We start from the raw sequence: 23,566 nt of genomic DNA, 5'->3' as shown, positions 1-23,566 counted from the left end.
CTCCGATTATCTTGGTTTGGGTTGGGACATTGGTTTGAGTGGGAATTAAGGTGGCTTAAAGGCGTGCGCGCGCCGTGTCGAATATTGCTTTAAGCGCAGCAACTTCTTCATCCGTCAAGAAATCCGCAGGGGGAATCTGACGATCAAGGTCGGCGCGGACCGCCGCAGACCAGGCCCGCATCTCCTCGCCGGTCTCTTCAACCGGGCGATTACGCGGATCGGTCAACAAGGCCTCAAGCGCGGCCAGTGTTGCAGCTTCAGCCTCTGGCAGAGTTTGGCCGGGGCGCGTATCCGCCGTGATGGTCGGCATATCCGCGATGCTTGGATAATCTTCTCCAGCCAGTTCAACCCGGCGCTCTTTATACCATTCCGGGGCAGCCTCCCGCACTTCATTAATCCGCTCCAGGGAGCTTGCGCACCCGGTCGCGATAAGAAGTGTTACCAAAATGATAGCGCGCATACGCCAATTCCCCGACTGGACTCATTATAAATCAAGGGGTTTAGTCCTACATGGGTTCTGCAAGAAATGCGAGACCGGGTCACATGACCAAACAGTTTGATATGAACACATGGCTGGAAACGCCGTTGATGAAGGCGATGGGCGATCTTGACCCAAGCAAGACTCAGGCTTTGACTCAGAATTTAATGCAGGCCGGACTGGAAGCGCAGGCCCTGATGGCGGACATGGCGGCGCTGCAGGAAAAAGCGCCGCCCGCGCCGCAGCGCCCTGACCCATTTGGCGCTCTGGAAATCCAGACCAAGCTCGCCCAAGCCGTTGCCGCAAGGCCTGATCGCATGGCGCAGGCGATGATGACTTATATGACTGGCTGGATGAACCTGTTCCAGTCCATGTCCATGGGCGGAGAACTGCCACGAGATCGGCGCTTCAGTGACCCGGAATGGTCCAGCAACCCAATGCTGGACTTCATGCGTCGGTCGTGGATGCTGAATGCCGACTGGCTAAAAAGCCTCGTCGACGCTGCTGGAGATGATCTTACAGACGCAGAACGGACCAAAGCCCATTTCTTTACCAGCCAGATGATCGACGCAATGTCGCCATCGAACCTGCCTGCCAGCAATCCTGCCGCTCTGCGCGCGATGATTGAAACCGGCGGCGAGAGCTTGGTTCAGGGCCTGCGCAATGCCCGCGCCGACCTGCAGCGCGGTAAGGGCCGGTTCGCCATCTCACAAAGCGATGAGAGCGCTTTCCAGCTCGGCGAAAATATTGCCACGGCTGAAGGTGAAGTGGTTTATCGCAACAAGCTGATCGAGATCATTCACTATAATCCGACACGCAAGAAAGTGCGTGAGCGGCCGATGCTGATCTTCCCGCCATGGATCAACAAATTCTACATTCTCGACCTGCAGCCGGAGAATTCCATGATCCGCTGGTTGCTGGGACAGCGTGTAAACACGTTCCTTGTCTCCTGGCGCTCAGCCGATGACGAGACCAAGCATTATACCTGGGATGACTATGTCGAGCATGGCGTGTTGGCAGCGCTGAATGCTGTGACGGCGGAAACCGGTGCAAAAGACGTCAACACGATCGGTTATTGCATTGGCGGCACGCTGCTCACCTCAGCGCTGGCGCATATGGCGCAGGTTGGCGACGAGCGGATCAAATCCGCAACCTATTTTGCCTCACAGTCTGACTTCAGCAATGCTGGAGAATTGAAAATCTTCACCGATGAGGCTGCAATTGATCAGATTGGCGATGTGATTGCCGATCATGACGGCATGATGCCAGGTGAGATGATGGGCGAGACCTTTAACTGGCTGCGTCCGGCTGATCTCGTCTGGCGCTATGTCGTTGATAATTACATGATGGGCAAACAGCCAAAGCCGTTTGACCTGCTCTACTGGAATGCCGACCAGACAAATATTCCAGGCCCGACGCATCAGACCTATCTGAAAAGCCTCTATAATGAAAACGCCCTTTCAGAGGGCAATTTCGAAGTGTTTGGTCACCCCGTTTCAATGGGTGACATTGATGTACCCGTCTTTATTCAAGCCAGCCGCAGCGACCATATCTGCCCCTGGCATTCGATTTATCGCGGCGCACAGAATTTCGGCGGCGATGTTCGCTTCACACTTGCCGGGTCAGGCCATATTGCCGGGGTGATCAATCACCCGAACGCGAACAAGTACCAGCACTGGGTCAATCATGACCTGCCGGATAATCCGGGCAACTGGCTAAGCCATGCCGAAGAGATTGAAGGTTCCTGGTGGCCGAGCTGGTGGAACTGGCTCAAGCCCCTGTGTGGCGACAAGATCGAGGCAACCCCGCCCAAGAAGCACAAGCTGGGCAAGGCGCCGGGCCAATATGCCAAGATGCGCCTTGCTGATATTGCTGCGGGGAAGAAGCCAAAAGGCCCCTATAGCGATGGCACTTCGCCAAGCGCCGCCCCAGCGAAGAAACCCAGTTACAGGATGCCCGCCGGGCGGCGTCAGCGCTCTTAACGAGGACTAGACCGCCAGCAAGCGCTCGCGGGTCTCGTCCCGGTGCTTCTTCAGATATTTCATGAAGGGTGTACCACCCGTACCGACCTCGACATCATTCCCGGTCGCGCCGCGATTCTGCTTGTTGATATAGCTCGCCGCGTATTCCAGATGGCGCGAGCGGAAGTCAGCGACGGCCTGCACAATCGCATTGTAGGCCTGCGTCAGATCTGGATTCCCCTGCTCCGACACGAAGGCTCGCAAATTGCTGGAGGCGCGAACATCCTCGATGAAACGACGATGGCCCGGAGGGCGATAGATGTGCAGCTCATCAAGATAGGCTTTGAGCGGATCAGCAGCATGGCCAACACCCAGCAAGGCATCCATGGAGGGCACGATGGAAGACTGTGATCCGGTTTGCCCGCGGAAAGCTTGCGGCTGGCCATTATACTTCTCAACGCCCTCATAGATGAGTCCGTTAGGCAGGGCGGGATTATCCTTCCAGCCATGGATGTAAGGACGGACGCGCTCAAAATAGATGTAAGGATCGCAAGCCTCTGGCATACGGTCGAAGATGCCGTTTATGTCTTTCCAGACCTCTGCCATGGCTTCGAGTTCAGCCTGCACACCTGCGGCATTGCCAGCCTCAACATGGGCAACAATCCGACCGAAGGCATCAAGCGCCGCCCCTGCCCGCGCTTCAATCGCGACATGGACGAGCACAAACCAGGCCTCATCCAGGCCGGAGAGGAAGTTCTGGATCATATACGTGTTTGAAAGATCGATTGGCCCGTCCGGGTCGATCATTGACCAATTGTCGAGCACATAGCCCGTATAGGGCAAGAGCGGCTGCTGACCGAGGCGGTCGGCCAGCGCCACCATTGGGCGCGCGAGAACTTCCGGTAGCGAAGTTGGAGCGTCAGGTTCGCCCCAGACATAGGCCTGCACCATGAAAGAATAATGCACCATGGCCATACGGGCCTGCTGGTCATTCAAGCGTGGCAGATCATCAACGATATCGCCGCCGGGCAACTCTTCCTCAAGAAAAGTGCGCACCTGACCACTCGGCATAACCTGTGGCAGGGTCATCGCGACTTCGCTGGCGAGCAGCCAGTCTTCATCCAACACAACCGCTCCGGCATCATAGCGGCACAGGAAACCGCGCTCGGCGGACATATCATAAGCGTCTAAAGATTGAATCGGCATCGGAGCCTCCCGACTATCTGAAAACGCAAGAATACGCGAAAATCAACTGAATATCCTTGCTTTTAGCGCTCTTTTGATTCTATTTGAGCAATTAATGATCGAAATAGATACCATAAATCACAGAATATTGCATGAGCTTGAGCAAGATGGCCGGGTGAGCAATGCGGAGCTCGCACAGCGAGTCGGCCTCTCTCCCTCAGCCTGCCTGCGCCGGGTTCAGGAATTGGAACGCACTGGCCTGATCAAGGGTTACCGGGCAATCCTTGATCGCAACCGGCTTGGCGGTGCTGTGACGGTCTTTGTCATGGTTGGCTTGTCAGCGCACTTGAAAAAGGATGCCCAAGCATTTGAAAAGGCGATGCAAAAAACACCTGAGGTCCGCGAGTGCCACAATATTACCGGGTCAGTGGAATATCTGCTGCGGGTCGAGGTTGCTGATCTGGAAGCCTATAAAACCTTCCACTCTGAAACGCTCGGCACCGTCCCGGAGGTGAGCAGCATAACATCCTATATCGCTCTGTCTTCACCAAAGGATATGCGCGCTTAAGCGTGTTGACCTACGACTTTGTCAAAGCGGCTATCCATACGGGTATCGGGAGGCAAATTCGTAAGCTCAAACCCGAGAAAGAATCTTGATGCCCTGTCCTTCAAAAGGCGTATCCGGAATTCGATCTTGTAAGTCTTTTTCACCAAGCGCCGTGAGGGCCTTTATTTGCGCCGTGATCTCCTCTGTATCAAGCGCACCGAGCTGAGCACGCAATTTCTGCCCCGCATCATCAAAATAAGCCCCGGCAAGGAATTCAGGGTTTGGGAATAATGCCTCAAGTCTCTGCGCATCATAGCCAAATACATGATGACCATGGGTTTTGAGCGCGTATTCCCGAACATCCGGATCGTCATTTTCTGTTTTGCTACCAAATGGCACAAGGCAATAAACGTATTTCAGAGCTGCATCACGCATGCGGCTCGCGGCAAGATCGTCTTCGAGAATATGCTCCAAGACCTCAGTCGAACAGACAAGATCAAACCGGCGTGATGTCGGGGTGAGCACATCCCATACCCGAAAGTCGATATTGTTAATATCCCAGTCCCAGCTCAGCTTCATCACATTCTGAAATCGTGGGTACGTGTCGTCAATAATGTCCGTCAGGGTGAAATGGATGTGGGGAAACTCAATTGCGAGCGCAAACTCGGCAAATCCACCGCCAGCTCCAACGACACCAACTGTTTTAATATCATCACTAATTCGCAGCAAAGCATCCCGCAAATGCACGTATCTCAAATATCGCCAGCTCTTACCTAGCAGAAGGTGTCGCCGGATTTTCTCCAGCTTTGGCAGATTATTTGACTCTTCAACAACGGGCTTACCAAGCAATTGTCGAATGTGTCTCTGCAAAAATAAAGTGGCACTTTTAACCGGCATACTGGTCCTCGAGCATCCCAAAATGAAGAGCTATCAAATACGTGCGTCAATCAAAAGCCAAATTTGCTTAAGCCCCTTTTATGTTTACTCAGCCGATCAAAATATGCGCGCTTAAGCGTATTTACCGACGACTTTATCAAAGCGGCTGTCTATGCAGGCGCTGAGATCTGTTGTGATGAATTTGCCATCAAGGAACAGGCTGAAAATCGTCGCTGGGCTGGGCGCGTCCTGGGCTTGGGCCTTGGTTTCCAGCTTTATCACTTGAAGCGGAATACCGCGATTGGCACAGGCTTCTTTCAGGTTCTGCCCGACATGAAACTCCGTAAACGGACAGCGGTTCGAATAGTAAGCCACACAGCCCTTTTGTGAGACAGGTTTGCCTACCCGGGCACTGTCCCGGAAACGCGGTTTTTCGGCCTCTGGCGCAAGCGGCAGATAGATCAGGTCAAACCCGGCTTCGGTCTGATCACAGACCTCAAACCCCTGCCGGATGAGCCATTTCCCATCGGACATGAAATGGTTCTTCTTGGTCCCGACAACGGTGACCAGCCCTGAACGCCCCTGCTCTTTCGCAGCCTCTATGGCCTTTTGCAGAAGTGCCTTGCCGTGACCGTTTTTCTTATACTTCCCTGATACCCAGAAACAGCCAAGGTGCAGATAGTTCGGCGCCTCTATCGGCACCCATGCCTCTTCGGCTGGACCATGTTCGATGAAGACTTTCGCGCGCTCATCCAGACGCTCAAACCGATAGCCGCGATCATATTCGTCTTTTAACCAGGCTTTCTTGGCGAGATAGCCGCTCACGCATTTTTTGTCGGAGAAAGCGCAGCAAATATGCTCGTCATCCAGCGTTTCAGGCGTCAGGGTGATATAGGTCATACGCGCAGGACAGCATAAGCCCTGCGCGCATGTGATCCGGAATTGTGCGTAATGATAGGTGTATGACCTTAGCTCATCAGGCCCATTTCATGGCGATAACGACGGCGGAGCAGGTCAATCGGTGCCAGATCACCGGCCTGCGCCTCATAATGCCAGTAGGTCCAGCCGTTACAGGCCGGAGCCTTCTGCACATGCGCACCCATACGGTGGATCGATCCGGTGGCATCGCCCGTGGTTAGGCTACCATCAATGCGGATACGGGCATTAAAACGCTTCTTTGGGCTCCACAGGCGATCGCCCGGCTTAAGCCAGCCATTCTCGACCAGCGCACCGAATGGCACACGCGGGAGCGCTTTTTTGCTTTCCTGAACCTGGAGCATGTCGCCTTCGACCGGCGTAATCCCGGCAAGGCGGGCGCGCGATAGACGGATATAGGCTGGGTCTTGCTCGATGCCGACATAGGCGCGACCCAGTTTCTTGGCGACTGCCGCAGTGGTGCCTGTGCCAGAGAACGGATCAAGGATCACATCGCCCGGCTTGGATGTCGCCAGCAGAATGCGCTGTAACAGGGCTTCAGGCTTCTGGGTTGGATGGGCCTTCTTGCCATCCTCACCTTTCAAACGCTCGCCGCCTGCGCAGATCGGGATCAGCCAGTCAGACCGCATTTGCTTGTCTTCGTTGAATGTCTTCAGGGCATCATAGTTGAACGTGACTTTGGATTTGTCGCTCTTTCCCGCCCAGATCATGGTCTCATGCGCGTTCTGGAAACGGGTGCCTTTGAAATTCGGCATCGGATTGGACTTGCGCCAGATTACATCATTCTGAATCCAGAAGCCGCTATCCTGCAGGATCGTGCCGACCCGGAAAATATTGTGATAGGAGCCAATCACCCAGATCGCGCCATCATCCTTGAGAACGCGGCGACACTCGGTCAGCCATTGATGGGTGAACAGGTCATAGGCATCGAAACTATCAAACTGGTCCCAAGCATCCGTGACGCCATCAACATGGCTTTGGTCCGGACGGGTCAGACCGCCGCCGAGCTGTAAATTATAAGGCGGGTCAGCAAAGATCAGGTCAACCGAGTTGTCCGGCAGTCGTGAGAGGACATCGACGCATTCGCCTTCAATAATTGTGTTCTTGTGCAGCTCCATGGCCGTTTTTCCGCTTTCGAATCAGATGTTTTGCAAGAACAGGCAGACTCGCCCCATTCGGGTTATCGATTCGTTACTGCACAGCAAACCAGTTAGTTTCGATAACGAAACTTGCGCATTTCCACCCTGTGGACAAGCCTGTGAATTTTCAAAGCACTTTCGATTTCACTTGCGTTTCGTGACGCAGGCGTCACAGTTTGCATATGACGGCCAGATCTGACCGCCTTTCGTTTCCGCGCGTGCTCGCGTTTTCCAGTGTGGGGATGCCTTTGGCGGCCGTAGGGCTACCAATGGCGGTCTTTGTCGTTCCGATGTATGCGGATCAGTTGGGCCTTGGCACAACGGTCACGGGCCTGATCTTCATGTTCCTGCGCTTCTGGGATCTCGGCACGGACCCGGTGATGGGCTGGCTCGTCGACACCAAGCCGACGAAATATGGACGGATCAAACATTGGCTCGCGATCAGTGTTCCAGTGTTGATGATCGGCTCATACTTTCTGTTCATGCCATCGGGGGAGACCGTTTCACCGATCTATCTGATCGTGTCGCTGGCGGTGATGTGGCTGGGCTTTACGATGCTGCAGACCCCACACCAATCCTGGGTACCGATGATCACCGATGCCTATGATGAGCGCTCGCGCCTTTTTCTATGGCGCGAGGTGATCAGCACAGGGACACTGCTAACCCTACTGATCATCCCAACCCTGCTGGCGATTAATTTCGGCTTTGGTCGCCGCGAACAGGTTCAGGTGATGGGGATAATCCTGCTCATTGTTCTACCGCTAACAGTCCTGCTGGCCATTCTGTTTGTCCCTGATCCCGCCCCGAAACCTGACGCGGAGAAAGTCAAATTCAGCTGGCCTGCGCTGCGCCAGGCCTTGAGCGACCCGGTTATGTTGCGGGTCCTGTCGGTTGAGATTCTGATCGGCATTGCAATTGCCGGAACCGGCGGCACCTTCCTGTTTGCAGCCGAGTGGGGCTTTGGCGTGACTGGATTGGCACCAGTTATTTTGATGGTGTTCTTTGTCGCTGGCTTTGCCGCCATGCCCTTCTGGATCTGGCTGTCAAAGCGTACGGAAAAGCATACGACCTTCATTGCAACCTGCATCTGGTCGATGGTGACCTATATGGTCTACCTGCCGCTCAGCGCAGCAGGTGGCGGCGCCGCAAAACTGCTGATCGCAGCGGTGGTTTCAGGGGTGGCCTATGGCACGCCTTTCATTCTCGCCCGCTCAATGATGGCGGACATTATTGAGCAGGAAGAAGCCCGTGGCAGCGAAAGTAGAGCTGGGCTGTATTACTCGCTGATGTCCGGCGCGTATAAAACCGGGGCCAGTTTCGCGATTGGTATTCCCTACCTCCTGCTGGGCTTGTGGGTTGGCTTCGATCCATCCGGTGAGAACAGCCCGGAAGTCGTACGCGGCCTGATGTGGGTGTTTGTCGGGGTGCCCGTCGTGGCCTATGCACTCGCCGCCCTAATCCTGCGCGGCTACCCCCTAACCCGCGACAAGCAGCAGGCCAATGCGGCAAAACTCAAGGCCGCTGCAAAGCCCACAGCGGAAGCCGTTTAGAGTTCCAGTCTGTATTGCCCGCCATGCAAGACAGGTGGACGGAACAGATCCGTGCGCAGCGGTGCACGTTCAACCTCATTCAATTTGAACCGTCGCGCCGCCTTGGCAAAGCGCGCTGCGATAAACCGCGCCCGCTCACCAACGCCGCTACCACGCTGATACCATTGCGCATCATAGTCTTTGCCGCCGCGCATTTCCCGCAGCAGATTGATGATCCGCGCCGCGCGGTCAGGATAGTGCTGAACCAGCCATTCCTGCACGACATCCTTTAACTCGTGCGGCAGGCGCAACAGGACATATCCGGCCCGCACGGCACCATGATCGGCGGCGGCCTCCAGCAGGCGTTCAATCTCTTCCTCGTTCAGTGCCGGAATGATCGGGGCGGTCATCACCGTGACATCAATCCCGGCATCGCTGAGGGCACGCACAGTCTGATAACGCAGGCGCGGGGCCGCCGCGCGCGGTTCAAGTAGACGCGCCAGCTTGCCATCCAGCGTCGTAATCGACACCCCGACCCGGCAAATCCCTTTCGCTGCCATTGGCGCAATAAGATCGATATCCCGCTGGATCAGCGCCGATTTGGTCAGCAGCGTGACGGGATGATTATGCGCGCTCAAAATCTCCAGAAAGCGCCGGGTCAGTTCCAACCGCTTTTCCACGGGCTGATAGGCATCGGTATTCATGCCCAGCGCGATGGGACGCGGCACATAGCGCGGACGGGACAACTCCTGCTCCAACAGGCGCGGCCCATCAGGTTTGTAGAAGAGTTTACTCTCAAAATCCAAACCGGCCGAGAGGCCATGGAAGGCATGGGTTGGCCGGGCAAAGCAGTAGACACAGCCATGCTCGCAGCCGCGATACGGATTGATCGTGCGGTCAAACGGAATATCGGGTGAGCGATTGAAGGTAATGATGGTGCGCGGGGTTTCCTTGGTCAGCGTGGTGCGCAGCGGCGGGGCTTCATCTTCAATTGTACCCCAGCCATCATCATAGGCTTCGCGCGTTTCCGGCTCGAACCGCCCAGTCTGATTTGAAATGGCCCCGCGGCCGCGATGGTGAAAGCGTTCCCCCACCGCCTTCACCGCGTCCCGGTCCACCCGGCCATATTTCTCAAGCTTCTGCGTCGTCCTCATACCGCCTATGAGGAACACAGAACTTAGAACATATCAAGAACAAATAAAACCTATCCACAAGCCTTACTGGCCGCGCTCAAACATATAAGCAATGCCCTCACCAACGCGGGCGAGATCGTGACGCGACCAGGTGACATGATCAATCACAGACATCTGGTTGTCATAGAGCATCAGACTGCCCCCTTGATTGGACAGGCGGATATTACCCTTTGCTGTGCCATCAAGGCGCAGCGAATGGCCTGGTTCGACCATGCCGGTGAGCCGGGCAAACCGCCCCTTGCCATCGAAGAGGAACCAACCCTCAAGGTCCACGACTTTGCCAGCACGATTATGGATGGAGACCCACTCACCTTCAGGTTCCGGTCCAACGGGATCAATCATCGCAGAGTTGATCGCAACACCGCGCGTGGCGAGATCATGCCGATCAATGCGGACCTCCTCAGTCTCACGAACAATGTTCGTAACGGTGTTGATCGGAATACGCTCTGGCAGATCATGCACATTCAGACGCTCATTTCTTTCCGTCACATCGTGATAGAAAAGCGGGTTACGCTCATAAAGCTGTTTGCCAAAGTTCAGTCCCGTCAAATCCTGCAACTCACTAATTGTGACTTGATAGCGGCGGTCGGTTTTGACCTTTGACGCGCCTTTCTTGTCCTGAATAATCAGCGTATCCTGATAAATGGCAAAGGCGAGGACACCCAGTTCATCCCCAGGAGCAGCGTCTTTCAGACGAAAGCAAATGATCTTGAAGAAGCCCCCTGGCACACGGGCTGTATCATTGTCCGTCAGGTTCACATGCCGATCGAGGTGACCAAAGATCGGCCCCGTAAAGACAGCCAGCTTTTGGTTGACCGTATTGGGAAGCGTGCGGACGATTTCCAGTTCCAGCTCTTTCCACTCATCCCGATTGAGATTTTCATGCTGGAGCGAAGAGTTGGCGTAGATAAACGTATCCTTGCCCGCCTTATCGGCCTCTGCCGCGGTATCACCCCACATATTGTTGAAACGCATCACCATGTGACCGCGATCATAGAGGTTCCTGATCTTGGTGCCGTCAGGGGCATTGCGGTCCTTGTAATACTCATTACCGAGTTGGAATTCAGACCCGATGTCAGGGTCCTTGCGCCACCCCCGTTTCCCTTTGCCTTCAGGCTTTTCGATGAACTTTGTCTGGTCGATATTGTAGGCCGAATAGATGAGCTGGCGCGAATGCTCATTCATGACCAGCGAAAAGTGCGTATGATCGGAATAGAGATCGTTCCGCAAAATACCGGGCTTGCGCAAAACCGATTGCGCCAAGCGGCGATTAAAGGTCGGCATGGGTACGCGAATACCCCCACCAAGAAAATCTGGATCATAGCCAATATGCATGTCTTCCCCCACTTATTGTGCCAGGGGAGTATACGGCCAATCCATGACTGCAGAAAGACAGCGCCTATTTGACGGCAAGCTTCAGCGCCTTGGCAAAGACACTGGGTAAAGCGTCTGCGGCTGTGCTGCGGGGGGTCCAGTGATCGCCTATACTCCCCTGCCCGCGCCAGACGGTGAGCTCGAGGCTGAAATGGGTGAAGACGTGGCGCACCTCGCCGATATCCTGCCAGTTTTCGCCGCTCGGTGGGCTTGGTTCCGGGCGCGTATCCACGATCCAATCTGAACCCGGCAGGCCGAGCATGCCGCCGAGCAGACCTTTGTTCGGGCGACGCTCTGTCAGGACTTCGCCTTGATCATTGAACAGAGCGTACACGTGCCCCCGGCGGACCGGTTTGGCGGCCTTCTTTGGCTTGATCGGATAACGGGCTGGGTCGCCCTCCCCTGCGCCAGCACAAAGCTCACGCAAAGGGCAGATCAGGCAGTCGGGGCGCTTGGGGGTGCAGACTGTCGCGCCAAGATCCATGAGAGCCTCAGCGAACTCGGCAGGGCGGTCTGCCGGAACCAGCATTTCGACCATCTCCTTGATCCGGGCCTTTTCCGCTTTCCACTCTCCTTTAGCGGCCAGCAGGCGCGCGAAGACACGGTCGACATTGCCATCGACTGCAGCAGCGCGGCGCCCAAAAGCCAACGCGCCGACTGCTCCGGCTGTATAGGCGCCAATCCCGGGCAGCGTGCGTAGAGCCTCAACTGTGTGGGGCCAGCTGCCTCTTTCGGCAACTTCGCGGGCGCATTTCAGGAGATTTCGTGCCCGGGCATAATAACCAAGCCCGGCCCAGGCCGCCATGACGTCTTCATCGGCCGCCGCGGCGAGCGCCTCAACCGTGGGCCAACGCCTGGTAAAAGCCTGATAATAACGCGTGGCATGCGGTACGGTGGTCTGCTGCAGCATGATTTCGGCCATCCAGACACGGTAAGGGTCAGCTTTTACCCCTTGTGCGCGTTCAGCCGGACCGATCCGCCACGGTAAATCGCGCGCAGAAAGCGCGTACCAGTCCAGCAAACGCTCTGGTAAATCTTCAAACCGTAACTTTTCATCCGTGCTCATGCCGGGCAAAGTGGCTGTCATGGTCAAACGGTCAAGCCTTGATCCCATAGAGGAAGCTCGCGCACGCATAAGGCTGCGCTATGCGAAGGCGAAACCTGTGCATCCCGGTCCCGGCACAGTGGGCAAGGCAGCGATGCGTCTGGCCCGCAAGTCCATGCCGAAGCGCGGGGCGACCTTAAGCCGGTTAAAGCTCGATTGGCCTGATCTTGTTGGGGAACAACTCGCCCGTCTGTGCCGCCCGGAAAAACTTGGGCCCGCGCGCGGCGGGCGCAAGCTGACCCTGAAAGTTATTCCAGCGGCGGCGGGTCTCGTGCAACATCAGAGTGAGATGATCCGCCAGCGCGTTTCGGTGGCGGCGGGCGGGGACATTACAGAGATCAAACTCGTTCAGGGACCACTCGGCGCGCAAAAGCTGCGATCTCAAGAAAACACGCCCGTTCCCCTGACCCCGGACCAACGCGAGGCATTGATCGCATCGGCAACTGCGATTGAAGATACAAAATTACGTGAAGCGATTGTTGCGTTGGGGGAGGCTGTGCTATCGCACCAGCAACAGGATGAAGAGCCCGGTCCGCGTTAACGACTTGGCAACCTTCACGACTCAGAGTGTTAAGAAAAGGTTATGGCTATGATCCGTATGTCCCGTCGTTTTGCTGCTGCAGGCTTTGTGGCAATCACCCTTGCGGCCTGTGGGCCAGCTGGTGGCGAAGACAATAATAGCGCCGGCGACACAGCAAGTGTCGAAGGGGCGGCTTTAGGTGACATGGTCAAAGGCGATGCTGATGCACCAATCGAGATTATTGAGTATGCCTCATGGACTTGCCCAGCCTGCCTCGATTTTCACCTGAACGTGATCCCTATGGTTGAGAGCGAGTTCGTCGATACCGGCAAGGCGAAGTTTATCTTCCGTGAGTTCCCGACAGCCCCGGCAAACATTGCCGTTGCTGGCTTTGCCCTGTCGCGTTGTGCCGGCGAAGACAAGTATTTCGACGTTCTGGATGAGCTGTTCGAGCGCCAGCAAGGGATTCTGAGCGTTGCCCGCCAAGGGGATCAGGTACGCGGCGCACTGGAGCAGGTGGCCAGCAATCATGGCCTCACTGGCAGCGCTCAATTTGATGCCTGCTTGCAAGATCAATCCATTCGCCGAGCCATCGGCGATGCTGTAGGTGCCGGGGAACGCACAGGTGTGAATTCAACGCCGACAGTCTTTGTGAACGGTGAGCGCCTGCAGGGCTTTGAATGGCGCACCGCTGACGGTATGCGCGCAATTCTCAATGAAGCGCTGGGCGAAGACACCCCCGCAGACGACGCAGCGACCGAGTAAGCGATGCAGGAGCCGCGATGCACATAACCGAACTGCGCATTGCGGGCTTCAAGTCCTTTGTTGATCCTGAAACGGTACCGATAGAACCGGGCCTGACCGGTATTGTCGGCCCGAATGGCTGCGGCAAATCCAATCTTCTCGAAGCGCTACGCTGGGCGATGGGGGCGACCTCGGCCAAGGCGATGCGCGGCGGGGAGATGGATGACCTGATCTTTTCCGGCTCGGCCAGCCGGGCCGCGCGTGAAAATGCTGAAGTCACGCTTGTTCTCGACAATAGCGCGCGCATGGCCCCGCCGGAGTTTAATGGCTCGGACACGCTGGAAATTCTGCGCCGCCTGAAGCGGGGCGCTGGCTCCACCTACAAGCTCAATGGGCGCACGGTCCGTGGCAAGGATATCAAGCTGATCTTTGCCGATGCTTCGACCGGGGCAAACTCACCGTCTCTGGTGCGACAGGGTCAGATCAGCGAACTGATCGCTTCGAAACCGCAAAACCGCCGCCGTATCCTTGAAGAAGCCGCTGGGATCGCTGGTCTGAACACGCGCCGTCATGAGGCTGAGTTGAAGCTGCGCGCGGCTGAAAACAATCTCGAACGCCTCGCTGAAGTCTCTGCCGAGGTTGAGCGCCAGCTCGACAGCCTGAAGCGCCAAGCGCGAAAAGCGCGAAAATACAAAGAACTGAGCGCGAAAATTCAGGCTTTGGATGCCTGGATGGCGCACGCCAAATGGGCGAGCGCGAAGGCTGATCAGGACGAAGCCGGGCTGGCACTGGCGCGCGCGAAATCTGAAGTGGAGCGCCTGACCCGCGCTGCAGCGGTTGCCGAAACGGAGCGCCTGAAAGCCAGCGAAGGGCTGCAACCTTTGCGTGATGCTGAGGCAATTGCAGCCGGCAAGCTGGGCCAGTCGCGGATTGATCTCGCCCGGATTGAAGCCGAGCGCAAAGCCGCCAGCGATGTTCTGGCCGGGCTGGAGCGGGAGCTGACCCGTCTTTCCGAAGACCTTGCACGTGAGCAGACACAAAAGGAAGAGGCTGCCGCGACGCTGGAAGAGGCAAAAGCTGCCCTTGCTGCCCTGCCCGTCGCCAATGATGAGATTAATCGCGACAAGGAAGCTGAACTGCAGGCTGCCCTCGATACCGCAAAAGCGACTCTGCAAAGCGCGCAGGATGAAGCCGATCAGGCGCAGGAAAACCTCTCCTCCAAGCGCGCAGAAATTCAGGCACTTGAGGCCAATGCCAACGCCCACAGACAACGCAAAGAACGCTTAGAGGCTGAGGCCGAACGGCTGCGCGCGGCGCTTTCCGACCTGCCTGACACGGCGGCTCTCGCACAGCAATTAGAGACAGCGCGCAAAGCCGAAGCCGATGCGCAAGCCGCAGTGACTGCTGCGCAGGCGGCGATTGAGACGGCGGAAGCTGCGCTGGAAACCGCACAGACAGGTGAAGCCGACGCCAAAGCCCCAGCCGAAGCGGCGCAAGACACGCTACGCCTGCTCGAAACCGAGATTACGGGCCTGACCCGCCTGCTGCGCAAAGATACCGGGCCGAAAGCCCCGCCGGTGATTGAACAGATGCGCACCCGCGACGGCTATGAAAAGGCTGTGGCCGCGGCGCTCGGCGATGACTTGCAGGCCCCGACCGATCGCTCTGCCTCGATCCACTGGGCAGGCAGTGAAGCCAAGACCGAAAGCCTGCCGGGCTATGCCAAACCGCTAACCGATTTTGTTGAGGCGCCGGGGGAACTCGCTGCGCGCCTGTCACAATGCGGGGTCGTTTCAGTCTCTGAGGGCGAGCAATTGGCAAGCGATCTGCGTCCGGGTCAGCGTCTGGTTACGCTGGACGGGCACTTGTGGCGTTGGGACGGATTTACCCGTACGCCCGCTGCGCCGACGCCAGCGGCTGAACGGCTCGAACAACAGGCACGACTTGAAGACGCGCAAGCCAAGATCGGCCCGGCGCGGCAAGGCCTGTCCGAAGCCCAAGGTAAACTTGCTGAGGCAAAGGGTGCACGGATTGGCGCGGAAGATGACCTGAAAGCCGCGAGACGAGCCCTGCGCGATGCCACAGACATGCTGGACAAGGCCCGCCGGGATCTCGCCGCCGCGCTTCAGGCCAGCGACCGCGCCAGCCTGAAAGCCGATGGCGCAACCGAAGCACTTGCGCGCGTCGAGGCCGACCTTTCGATTGCGACCGAGGCCTATGAGACCGCAGCACGCCCGGAAAATACCAATGATCTCACGGTTTTGCAGACACAGGTAGAAGCAGCACGCACAAAGCTGACCAAGGCCCGTGAAACCGAGACCGAAGCCCGCGGGCGGCTGACCGACCTGACCCGGAACCGTCAGCAAGCCATGGCCCGCCGGGAAGCACTGGAAGGCGATGTCACCCGCTGGCAAAACCGCCTGACCAGCGCTGAAACGCGTCTGGAAGGCCTGATCAAACGGCGCGGTGAGGTCGTTGGCGAAGCGGCAAACGCGCGGGCGAAACCGGAAAGCCTGACCCAGCAGGTCGACGCGCTTGTTGCGCGGGTTGAGACACTGGAGGCTGAGCGCCAGACCGCCGCCGATAATCTGGCGGTCCGCGAGGCGGCGATCCGCGAGACCGAAACCACTGCGCGCAGTTCAGCCAATCTTGCCATGAGCGCCCGTGAAACCCTCGCCATTACCAATGCCAAACTGGAAAACGCCTCAACTCGTTTGACCGAAGCCTCTGACTTTGCGTTGAGCCAGTTCCAGCGCTCGCCCGAGGGCTTGCTGCCACTCGCTCAGGCCGGACTGAGTGAAGAAGAGTTGGAAACGCTCGACCTGAAAGACGCTGAACGTCAGAGCGATTTCCTGAAGCGGGACCGTGAAGGGCTTGGCGGGGTCAATATGGAAGCCGAAGCTGAAGCCGAAGCACTAGCCACCCGCCTTGGTACACAGGTCGAGGAGAAAGCCGACCTGACCGGGGCGATTGCGAAACTGCGCGAGGGCGTGAAGGCGTTGAATTCAGAAGGCCGCAAACGCTTGATGGAGGCTTTTGATACGGTCAATGATCACTTCAAGGCGCTGTTCACCACGCTGTTCCGTGGTGGTGAGGCTGAACTCCGATTGGTAGACGCCGATGATCCACTGAATGCGGGTCTTGAAATATTTGCTCAGCCACCGGGCAAACGTCTCGGCACGCTGTCTTTGATGTCAGGGGGTGAGCAGGCCCTGACGGCGACCGCGCTGATCTTTGCGGTCTTCCTGTCGCGCCCTTCTCCGATCTGTGTTCTGGACGAGGTGGATGCGCCGCTCGACGATGCCAATGTCGACCGTTTCTGCCGGATGCTGGATGAAATGCGCGGGCGTACCAAAACGCGGTTTATTGTGATCACGCATAATGCTGTGACGATGAGCCGGATGGATCGCCTGTTCGGCGTAACCATGCGCGAAAAGGGCGTCTCGAAGCTGGTTTCCGTTGACCTGCATGCCGCCGAAGAACTCGTCGCGGCGCAGTAACTATCAAGGTTGATAACCTTAACGTATAGTCTGGACAAACAGGGTTAGACGGCCCAAACCCGCTTCAATAGTTTCAAATGCAACCAAGCTTTGCCCAGCATGAGTGAGCTACCCATGACCATGAGCCCCGAAAAACTCCAAACGCTTGAAGATATTCAGAAAAAACTCCTCTGGCTGGCCTGCTGGACCGTGCATAATGCCAATCATCTGCGGGAAAAGGACGATGTGAAAGTCGGCGGGCACCAGGCCTCCTGTGCCTCAATGACGGCGATCATGACGGCGCTCTACTTTCATGTCCTGCGTCCGGAAGACCGGGTGGCGGTTAAACCGCATGCCTCACCTGTTTTTCATGCCATCCAATATCTTGCTGGCAACCAGACACAGGAAAAGCTGGAGAATTTTCGCGGCTATGGCGGCGCGCAGTCTTATCCCAGCCGGACCAAGGATATTGATGATGTTGATTTCTCCACTGGCTCTGTTGGCCTTGGCGTAGCGATCACGGCATTCTCATCACTGGTGCAGGATTATATTGCAGCACGGAAATGGGAGAATGCGCCTGACCTTGGCCGGATGATCGCGCTGGTCGGGGATGCCGAGCTTGATGAGGGCAATATCTATGAATGCCTTCAGGAAGGCTGGAAGCACAATCTGCGCAATTGCTGGTGGATTATCGACTATAACCGCCAATCCCTCGACGGGGTTGTGCGCGAGGGGCTGTGGGAGCGGATCGAGGCGATCTTTGGCGCGTTTGGCTGGGATGTTGTGCGCCTGAAATACGGCACCTTGCAAAAAGCCGCCTTTGAAGAACCGGGCGGTGAGGCCCTGCGCGAATGGATCGATACCTGCCCGAACCAACTCTATTCGGCGCTGACTTATCAGGGCGGGGCAGCATGGCGCAAACGTCTGATGGACGACATTGGCGATCAGGGGGATGTCACCGCCCTGCTTGAGCGGCGCAGCGATCAGGACCTCTCAGACCTGATGAACAATCTGGGGGGGCACTGCCTGCATTCCCTGATCGAAGCCTTCGATGCGGTTGATCACGATCGCCCGGTTTGTTTCCTTGCCTATACGATCAAAGGCTGGGGTACGCCTCTGGCTGGGCATAAAGACAATCATGCCGGCCTGATGAACAAGGCGCAGATGGCCGAGTTCCAGAAGACGATGGGTGTCCCGGAAGGCGAAGAATGGGCGCCCTATAGTGGTCTCAAGGATGCTCAGGCCGCGCAGGATCTGGTTGCTAAAACACCCTTCTTTGCTAAAGGCACAAGGCGCTTCGAGAGTGTGCCCCTGCCGCTGCCTGATCTGGTCTGGCTCGATGATGCCGAGCTTTCAACGCAAGCTGGATTTGGCAAAATTCTCGACCAGCTGGCGCGATCTGACCACGCGCTTTCAGATCGGATTGTGACGACTTCGCCAGATGTAACGGTTTCGACCAATCTCGGCTCATGGGTCAATCGCCGTGGCCTGTTCGCACGGGAGGCTCAGGCTGATACCTTCCGGGAGGAGAACATTCCCTCCACCCAGAAATGGAGCTTTGGCGAAGACGGCCAGCATTTCGAGCTGGGCATTGCCGAGATGAACCTGTTCCTGATGCTCGGCGCGGCAGGGCTGTCGCATTCGCTGTTCGGCGAACGCCTGATCCCGATCGGTACAGTGTATGACCCGTTCGTCGCGCGTGGCCTCGATGCGCTGAACTATGCCTGTTATCAGGATGCCCGCTTCATCATTGCCGGGACACCATCAGGCATCACACTCGCCCCGGAAGGCGGCGCACACCAGTCGATCGGCTCACAATTGATCGGGATCAGTCAGGATGGCCTGACCTCTTTCGAGCCCGCCTATCTTGATGAGCTCAGCGTGATCATGAACTGGTCGTTTGATTACCTGCAGCGCGATGGCGAAGGCGACCCGGATGAGCGCACCTGGCTGCGCGATGAAACGGGCGGCGCGGTCTATCTGCGTCTGACCACGCGCCCAATCGAACAGCCTCATAACCGCCGTGACGATGCAGACTTCCATCGCGGGGTGATTGATGGGGCTTATTGGTGGCGTCCGCCAAGCCCGAATACGGAATTGGTCATCGCGTATCAGGGCTGTGTTGCGCCGGAAGTGATTGAAGCGGCCGGACGGATCGGTACGGATCGCCGCGATATTGCGGTACTGGCCGTGACTTCATCTGACCGCCTGCAAGCGGGCTGGTTTGCCGCCCAGCGCGCCCGGCGGCGCGGACAGGCCGATGCCAACTGTCATGTCGATCGCTTGATGGCGTCTGTGCCTTCGCATGCTGCGATTGTGACGGTCACTGATGGGCATCCAGCAACGCTTGGCTGGCTTGGCGGGGTTGCTGGTCATAAGTCCATTCCGCTTGGCGTGGAACATTTTGGCCAAACCGGAACCGTGGCCGACCTCTATCGCCATTTCGGTATTGATGCCGATGCGATTGTCACGGCCGCGCAAAACCTGCTGCCGGGACGTAGCATTCACGGCATGGGCGAGGCGGTTTAGACACCGCCTCTAGCTCTTTAGCGCTCGATAAACTCGATCGTTGCGCCATCCGGAGCCTTGATCGCGAGTACAGCCATATCGCCAAGACCGCCCCGCTCAGTATGATAAGGCGCGATATGAACGGGCCAGTCCTTGTCATCAAGACGCGCCTGCAAGTCTGTCAGAGACTCCACCGGATAGGTGACCGATAACCAACCAAGGTTCGGCGCATTGCAGCGGTCAGCATAATCGCGGCCTTCAAGACCGTCGATTTCGATATATTCCATCCGGCCATACTCGCTCTCCACCGGATAGAAGATGCCTGCCATGTAAGGAATGGTCGTGGTCAGGTTCTTCGGGATACCGAGCGGCATATAGGTTGGCTCTGGGTCGGTATAGGGCTCACCATACCAGAAACGATCAAAGCCGAGCACATCCTCCATCAGGACACGCGCAGCTTCGCGGTCACGGCTCATCTGCATGATATTAAACGGCTGGCTGACACGCTCGAACGGGGTGAAGCCCTCTGGCAGAGGCGTGGTCAGGCGCTCATAGCCCTGCACTTGCAAACCGTCCGGGCCCTTGAAAACCACCACGTTGAGCTTGGAGGGACCAAATTCGAGATAGGTGATCGGGGTTTCAGTCCACCATCCCATGGCAATTGCATCATCATAGACGCTTTCCATGCCCTTCACACGGACCATGAGCGACCAGATGCAGCCTGTATCCCAAGCCCGCGCGCCGGGGCGCGTCGGCACTTTTGGTCCCGCATCATCAAAACGGATCAGGCGGACGAGGCCATGCTCACTGCCCGGCGCCTTCAGGGTCAAGACTTCACCAGAGGCCCCATCTGGCAGGTTCAGGCTGCTGATTTCCCGCGGGTCCAATGGACCGCGATAGACGGTTTCATACTGGCCAATCTCACGAAAGAACTGCGCCGTGCGGTCAAGGTCAGAGACACTGGCGGTTGCCATCACCCATGGCTCGGTTGTTACGGGAGCGGGTTTGGATGGCGTTTGAGCCTGCGCGCTCACATCTGCAACAGGATCAATGCCATGAATACAAGAAACCAAAACCCCCAGCGCAAGCGCCGGGGGAATCGATTTCATCAAGGATGAGATACGCATCGGCTTAGAAGGTCACGCCAAGCTCAATCCCATAAGTCAGAGGCTCTGACGCATAGGTGGTGAAGGACCCTGCAGACGTGGCGCGGTAATATTCCTCATCGGTAATATTCTTGCCCCAAAGAGCGACAGACCAACCGCGCTCGTCCTGATATTTCAGGCGAGCATTGACCAGCGTGTCGATCTCCGTCAGCGCATGTGGCGGTGAGTTGGCCACCAGGCTCCAGGAGTCATCTTCAAAGCTCGCATCGGCGGAGAAGATCAACTCACCCTGATAGACCGGGTGGGTATAAAGCGTACCAATTGTCGCCTTATATTCCGGCGCATTCTTAAGCTCCAAACCCAAGGCGCAACTGATGACCTGCGCATCATTGCTGGCATCAGTCCCGGCAGGGCACCCAGCGCCATTATTGGTCAGGCCGCGTGCCTGATCTCCGGTCAGAGAGGTATATTCCGCATCCAGCAGGCCAAGATTGGCGTTGAATTGCAGATTATCCGTGGCCTGCCAGACAGCCTCGACTTCAAGACCAGAAATCTCGGTCTCGTCGACATTGAAACGGGTAAAGCCAAGACCGGGCACGGTCGCCGCGATCTGGAGGTCTTCATACTGGTTGAAGAAGGCCGCCGCGTTCAAACGGAAAACGCCGCCCCAATCGGATTTGATGCCAACCTCAAAGGAGTCGAGCGTTTCCTCATCCACGGGCAGGAAGACTGCGGTGCCACTGAAGGCATCGGGAGACCAGCCACCGGACTTGAAGCCGGTTGAGTATTTGGCATAGCCCAGAATGTCTTCATTGAAGCGATAATCAGCCCCGATCGTAAAGCTGACATTCTCAAAATCTGCTGAATCGGTACGCGTAAAGCCATTGAATGGCGGGAATGGGGCCAGGTTCGCGCCCTCAAAGTCTTTCGACTCGTCTGTGTAACGCAGACCACCTGTAACCGAGAACGCATCATTGATCTGATACGTGCCCTGTCCGAAGACTGCGAAGGAATCGGTGGACGATGTCAGTGTGAACGGGAAAGCAAAGACCGTATCAAGCTGCATATCTTCGGTGAAATAATAAGCGCCGACCAACCATTCAAACGCACCCTCATTTGAGCCGAGAGTAAACTCCTGGCTGAACTGATCCTGATCAGTCATTTGCGTGTATGGCAGCCCGATACGAGACGACAGCTCGTCCTCAAGCTCGCGATAAGCCGTAATCGACGTGAAATCGAGACCATTGATCACCCCGGTCAGGTTGGCTGAAATCCCTGTGGTTTCAAGCTCCTGATTATAATCGAGGAAACAACCAATACCGCTATAAGGCGTTGTGCTTGGTGCAGTCGCAACACCACAGGTTTCACCCGGCAGGGGTTCAATCGTGAAGATGTCATTATCCGCATCATTACCCGGCGCGACGGAATCCGGGATGGGGTCCGACTTGTCATTGGTATGATCCGCGGACAGCAACAGGCTCCAGTCATTGTTGAACTCGGTTAATAGCGCGATGCGGAACGCTTGTGTATCCTGCTCGCCAACTTCCCGACCCTGTCCGGTCAGATTGCCGTTCGGAATAACATCGTGAAAGCCATCCCGCTGACGCGATGATAGAGTGAAGCGCACGGCCGTACGGTCATTAACCTGGAAGTTTCCAGTTCCACGGACATCAATACGGCCATTATTGCCAATAACCGTTCGCAAATCGGCGCTGTTATCAAATTGCGGGCGAACAGAGGTCAGCTTGACCGCGCCGCCAATCGTGTTGCGTCCATAAAGTGTGCCCTGCGGACCGCGCAGCACCTCAACCGCTTCCAGGTCAACAACATCAAACAAGGATCCAACAGAGCGGCCAATATACACACCGTCGACGTAAATCCCGACAGCCTGATCGACCGCACCGCGGCTTTCATCTTCACCGACGCCGCGCAGGAAGATCCGCGCAGCACTCGCTGTACCGGTATTGGTCGCAATATTGATATTCGGCACCTGAGAGGTCAGGTCGCGAACATTGCGGACCTGACGGTCTTCAAGTTGCGTTGAGTCCAGAGCCGTAACTGCAACCGGCACATCTTGCAGGTTTTCCTCAACCCGCTGCGCAGACACCGTCACTGTCCCAAGGCGACGGGCGTCTTCATCACTATCATCTTGCGCCAGTGCTGGGCTGGCAAAAGCGGTTCCGATTGCACTTGCGGCAACGGCTGAAATCAGGATTCGTTTCATAACAAATTTCCTCACATTTGTTTCCTCTTCCCACGCAGGAAATGATATATCTTTTGAGAGGGGCGTCCAATTTTGTCCGGTCAAATGATGGTTTGTCCGGTCATTTGTCGCAAATGTGTTGCAAATTTGCCGCAATAACTGCCGCTTTGCCTAATTTTCAGGCAGCCCTTGGACGAGCAGGACATCGAAATCCCCCCAGCTATTATCGATGCGGGCGCGGCGGAGGGCGTCATATTCTTCACTGTTCCAGAAATCACGAGCCGCCTGCGCATTCGGCCATTTGGAGATAACATAGCTTGGCGGGGCATAGTCGCCTTCGAGCACTTCAATGCCGGGGCCACCGCCAAGGGCGACATAGTGACCGCCATGCATGTCATAGATCGGGGCCAGTTTCGCCGCATAGCCTTCCATAAAGGCCGGACGGTCATACACCTCACCCAAAACGATCATGTAAGCTGGGGCTTCGGCTTGAGCAGGCTGCACGTCCGCCGCCTGACCTTCAGCAGTTTGCGGCTGCACGCCGACACAGGCGGCAATGCCAACCCCCGCAACCAGTCCCAAAAGGCCTCCCACAAGAAATCCCTTCATATTACCCTCCAATTGGCTAGACTCATTCAAAAAGATATATCATTTGAACTTAGACAAGAACGCAAGCGGAAAAC

Annotated in this window: 18 protein-coding genes; 7 read left to right on the top strand and 11 right to left on the bottom strand. The window is 56.7% G+C overall.

Translation table 11 applies throughout. From position 1 onward, the window contains the following. Positions 1 to 55: 55 nt before the first annotated feature. Positions 56 to 460 (bottom strand): hypothetical protein, encoded by a 405-nt coding sequence (locus RYZ27_RS02745; RefSeq protein WP_406680827.1) that lies wholly within the window; start codon positions 458 to 460, stop codon positions 56 to 58. An 83-nt stretch (positions 461 to 543) separates the two neighbouring features. On the opposite strand from RYZ27_RS02745, the gene phaC reads away from it, so the two are divergent. Then, positions 544 to 2,460: a class I poly(R)-hydroxyalkanoic acid synthase gene (gene phaC / locus RYZ27_RS02740; protein ID WP_406680826.1), complete on the top strand. Its 1,917-nt coding sequence runs from the start codon at positions 544 to 546 to the stop codon at positions 2,458 to 2,460. A gap of 6 nt (positions 2,461 to 2,466) precedes the next feature. Here the strand turns inward: phaC and RYZ27_RS02735 are convergent, their stop codons facing one another. Beyond that, positions 2,467 to 3,645, bottom strand: coding sequence for an indoleamine 2,3-dioxygenase (locus RYZ27_RS02735; protein ID WP_406680825.1), 1,179 nt, complete (start codon positions 3,643 to 3,645; stop codon positions 2,467 to 2,469). 94 nt (positions 3,646 to 3,739) lie between these two features. On the opposite strand from RYZ27_RS02735, the gene RYZ27_RS02730 reads away from it, so the two are divergent. Next, complete coding sequence (locus RYZ27_RS02730) at positions 3,740 to 4,192, top strand: Lrp/AsnC family transcriptional regulator (RefSeq protein WP_406680824.1); 453 nt, start codon at positions 3,740 to 3,742, stop codon at positions 4,190 to 4,192. 66 nt (positions 4,193 to 4,258) lie between these two features. On the opposite strand, the gene RYZ27_RS02725 is transcribed toward RYZ27_RS02730, so the two are convergent. The 3 genes from RYZ27_RS02725 to RYZ27_RS02715 form a co-directional block, all read right to left on the bottom strand. Continuing rightward, complete coding sequence (locus RYZ27_RS02725; RefSeq protein WP_406680823.1) at positions 4,259 to 5,041, bottom strand: hypothetical protein; 783 nt, start codon at positions 5,039 to 5,041, stop codon at positions 4,259 to 4,261. A gap of 138 nt (positions 5,042 to 5,179) precedes the next feature. Then, positions 5,180 to 5,947 (bottom strand): GNAT family N-acetyltransferase, encoded by a 768-nt coding sequence (locus RYZ27_RS02720; protein WP_406680822.1) that lies wholly within the window; start codon positions 5,945 to 5,947, stop codon positions 5,180 to 5,182. 68 nt (positions 5,948 to 6,015) lie between these two features. Beyond that, positions 6,016 to 7,101 carry a site-specific DNA-methyltransferase gene (locus RYZ27_RS02715; protein WP_406680821.1) on the bottom strand — a complete coding sequence of 362 codons (1,086 nt, stop codon included), beginning with the start codon at positions 7,099 to 7,101 and terminating at the stop codon, positions 6,016 to 6,018. 203 nt (positions 7,102 to 7,304) lie between these two features. Here RYZ27_RS02715 and RYZ27_RS02710 point away from each other — a divergent pair, with 203 nt between their 5' ends. After that, positions 7,305 to 8,672, top strand: a complete 1,368-nt coding sequence (locus tag RYZ27_RS02710) for an MFS transporter (protein WP_406680820.1) — start codon at positions 7,305 to 7,307, stop codon at positions 8,670 to 8,672. Here RYZ27_RS02710 and RYZ27_RS02705 read toward each other — a convergent pair. The 3 genes from RYZ27_RS02705 to RYZ27_RS02695 form a co-directional block, all read right to left on the bottom strand. Beyond that, positions 8,669 to 9,805 carry a PA0069 family radical SAM protein gene (locus tag RYZ27_RS02705; RefSeq protein WP_406680819.1) on the bottom strand — a complete coding sequence of 379 codons (1,137 nt, stop codon included), beginning with the start codon at positions 9,803 to 9,805 and terminating at the stop codon, positions 8,669 to 8,671. The genes RYZ27_RS02710 and RYZ27_RS02705 overlap by 4 nt on opposite strands. 63 nt (positions 9,806 to 9,868) lie before the next feature. After that, on the bottom strand, positions 9,869 to 11,179 hold the full coding sequence (locus RYZ27_RS02700; RefSeq protein ID WP_406680818.1) for a DNA/RNA non-specific endonuclease: 1,311 nt from the start codon (positions 11,177 to 11,179) through the stop codon (positions 9,869 to 9,871). 64 nt (positions 11,180 to 11,243) lie between these two features. Beyond that, complete coding sequence (locus tag RYZ27_RS02695; RefSeq protein WP_406680817.1) at positions 11,244 to 12,305, bottom strand: A/G-specific adenine glycosylase; 1,062 nt, start codon at positions 12,303 to 12,305, stop codon at positions 11,244 to 11,246. On the opposite strand from RYZ27_RS02695, the gene RYZ27_RS02690 reads away from it, so the two are divergent. From RYZ27_RS02690 to RYZ27_RS02675, 4 genes are all read left to right on the top strand, one after another. Then, positions 12,304 to 12,864: a DUF721 domain-containing protein gene (locus tag RYZ27_RS02690; RefSeq protein ID WP_406680816.1), complete on the top strand. Its 561-nt coding sequence runs from the start codon at positions 12,304 to 12,306 to the stop codon at positions 12,862 to 12,864. The two genes, RYZ27_RS02695 and RYZ27_RS02690, sit on opposite strands and share 2 nt — an antisense overlap. Positions 12,865 to 12,912: 48 nt before the next feature. Beyond that, the gene (locus RYZ27_RS02685; protein ID WP_406680815.1) at positions 12,913 to 13,608 is read left to right on the top strand and encodes a thioredoxin domain-containing protein; all 696 of its coding nucleotides are present in this window, start codon (positions 12,913 to 12,915) and stop codon (positions 13,606 to 13,608) included. 17 nt (positions 13,609 to 13,625) lie between these two features. Continuing rightward, entirely contained in the window at positions 13,626 to 17,087 is a 3,462-nt protein-coding gene (smc, locus tag RYZ27_RS02680; RefSeq protein WP_406680814.1) for a chromosome segregation protein SMC, read from the top strand. A gap of 120 nt (positions 17,088 to 17,207) precedes the next feature. After that, positions 17,208 to 19,595, top strand: coding sequence for a transketolase (locus RYZ27_RS02675; protein ID WP_406681753.1), 2,388 nt, complete (start codon positions 17,208 to 17,210; stop codon positions 19,593 to 19,595). Positions 19,596 to 19,612: 17 nt separating this feature from the next. On the opposite strand, the gene RYZ27_RS02670 is transcribed toward RYZ27_RS02675, so the two are convergent. From RYZ27_RS02670 to RYZ27_RS02660, 3 genes are all read right to left on the bottom strand, one after another. Further along, a complete protein-coding gene (locus RYZ27_RS02670; protein ID WP_406680813.1) occupies positions 19,613 to 20,683 on the bottom strand; it encodes a VOC family protein in 1,071 nt (356 codons plus the stop codon). A gap of 22 nt (positions 20,684 to 20,705) precedes the next feature. Further along, a complete protein-coding gene (locus RYZ27_RS02665) occupies positions 20,706 to 22,904 on the bottom strand; it encodes a TonB-dependent receptor domain-containing protein (RefSeq protein WP_406680812.1) in 2,199 nt (732 codons plus the stop codon). Positions 22,905 to 23,054: 150 nt separating this feature from the next. Continuing rightward, positions 23,055 to 23,492 carry a DUF1330 domain-containing protein gene (locus RYZ27_RS02660; RefSeq protein WP_406680811.1) on the bottom strand — a complete coding sequence of 146 codons (438 nt, stop codon included), beginning with the start codon at positions 23,490 to 23,492 and terminating at the stop codon, positions 23,055 to 23,057. Positions 23,493 to 23,566 lie beyond the last annotated feature (74 nt).

It is taken from the genome of Hyphomonas sp. FCG-A18, from assembly GCF_045287255.1.
Taxonomy (GTDB): domain Bacteria; phylum Pseudomonadota; class Alphaproteobacteria; order Caulobacterales; family Hyphomonadaceae; genus Henriciella.
This window is presented reverse-complemented; position numbering and strand designations above follow the sequence as displayed.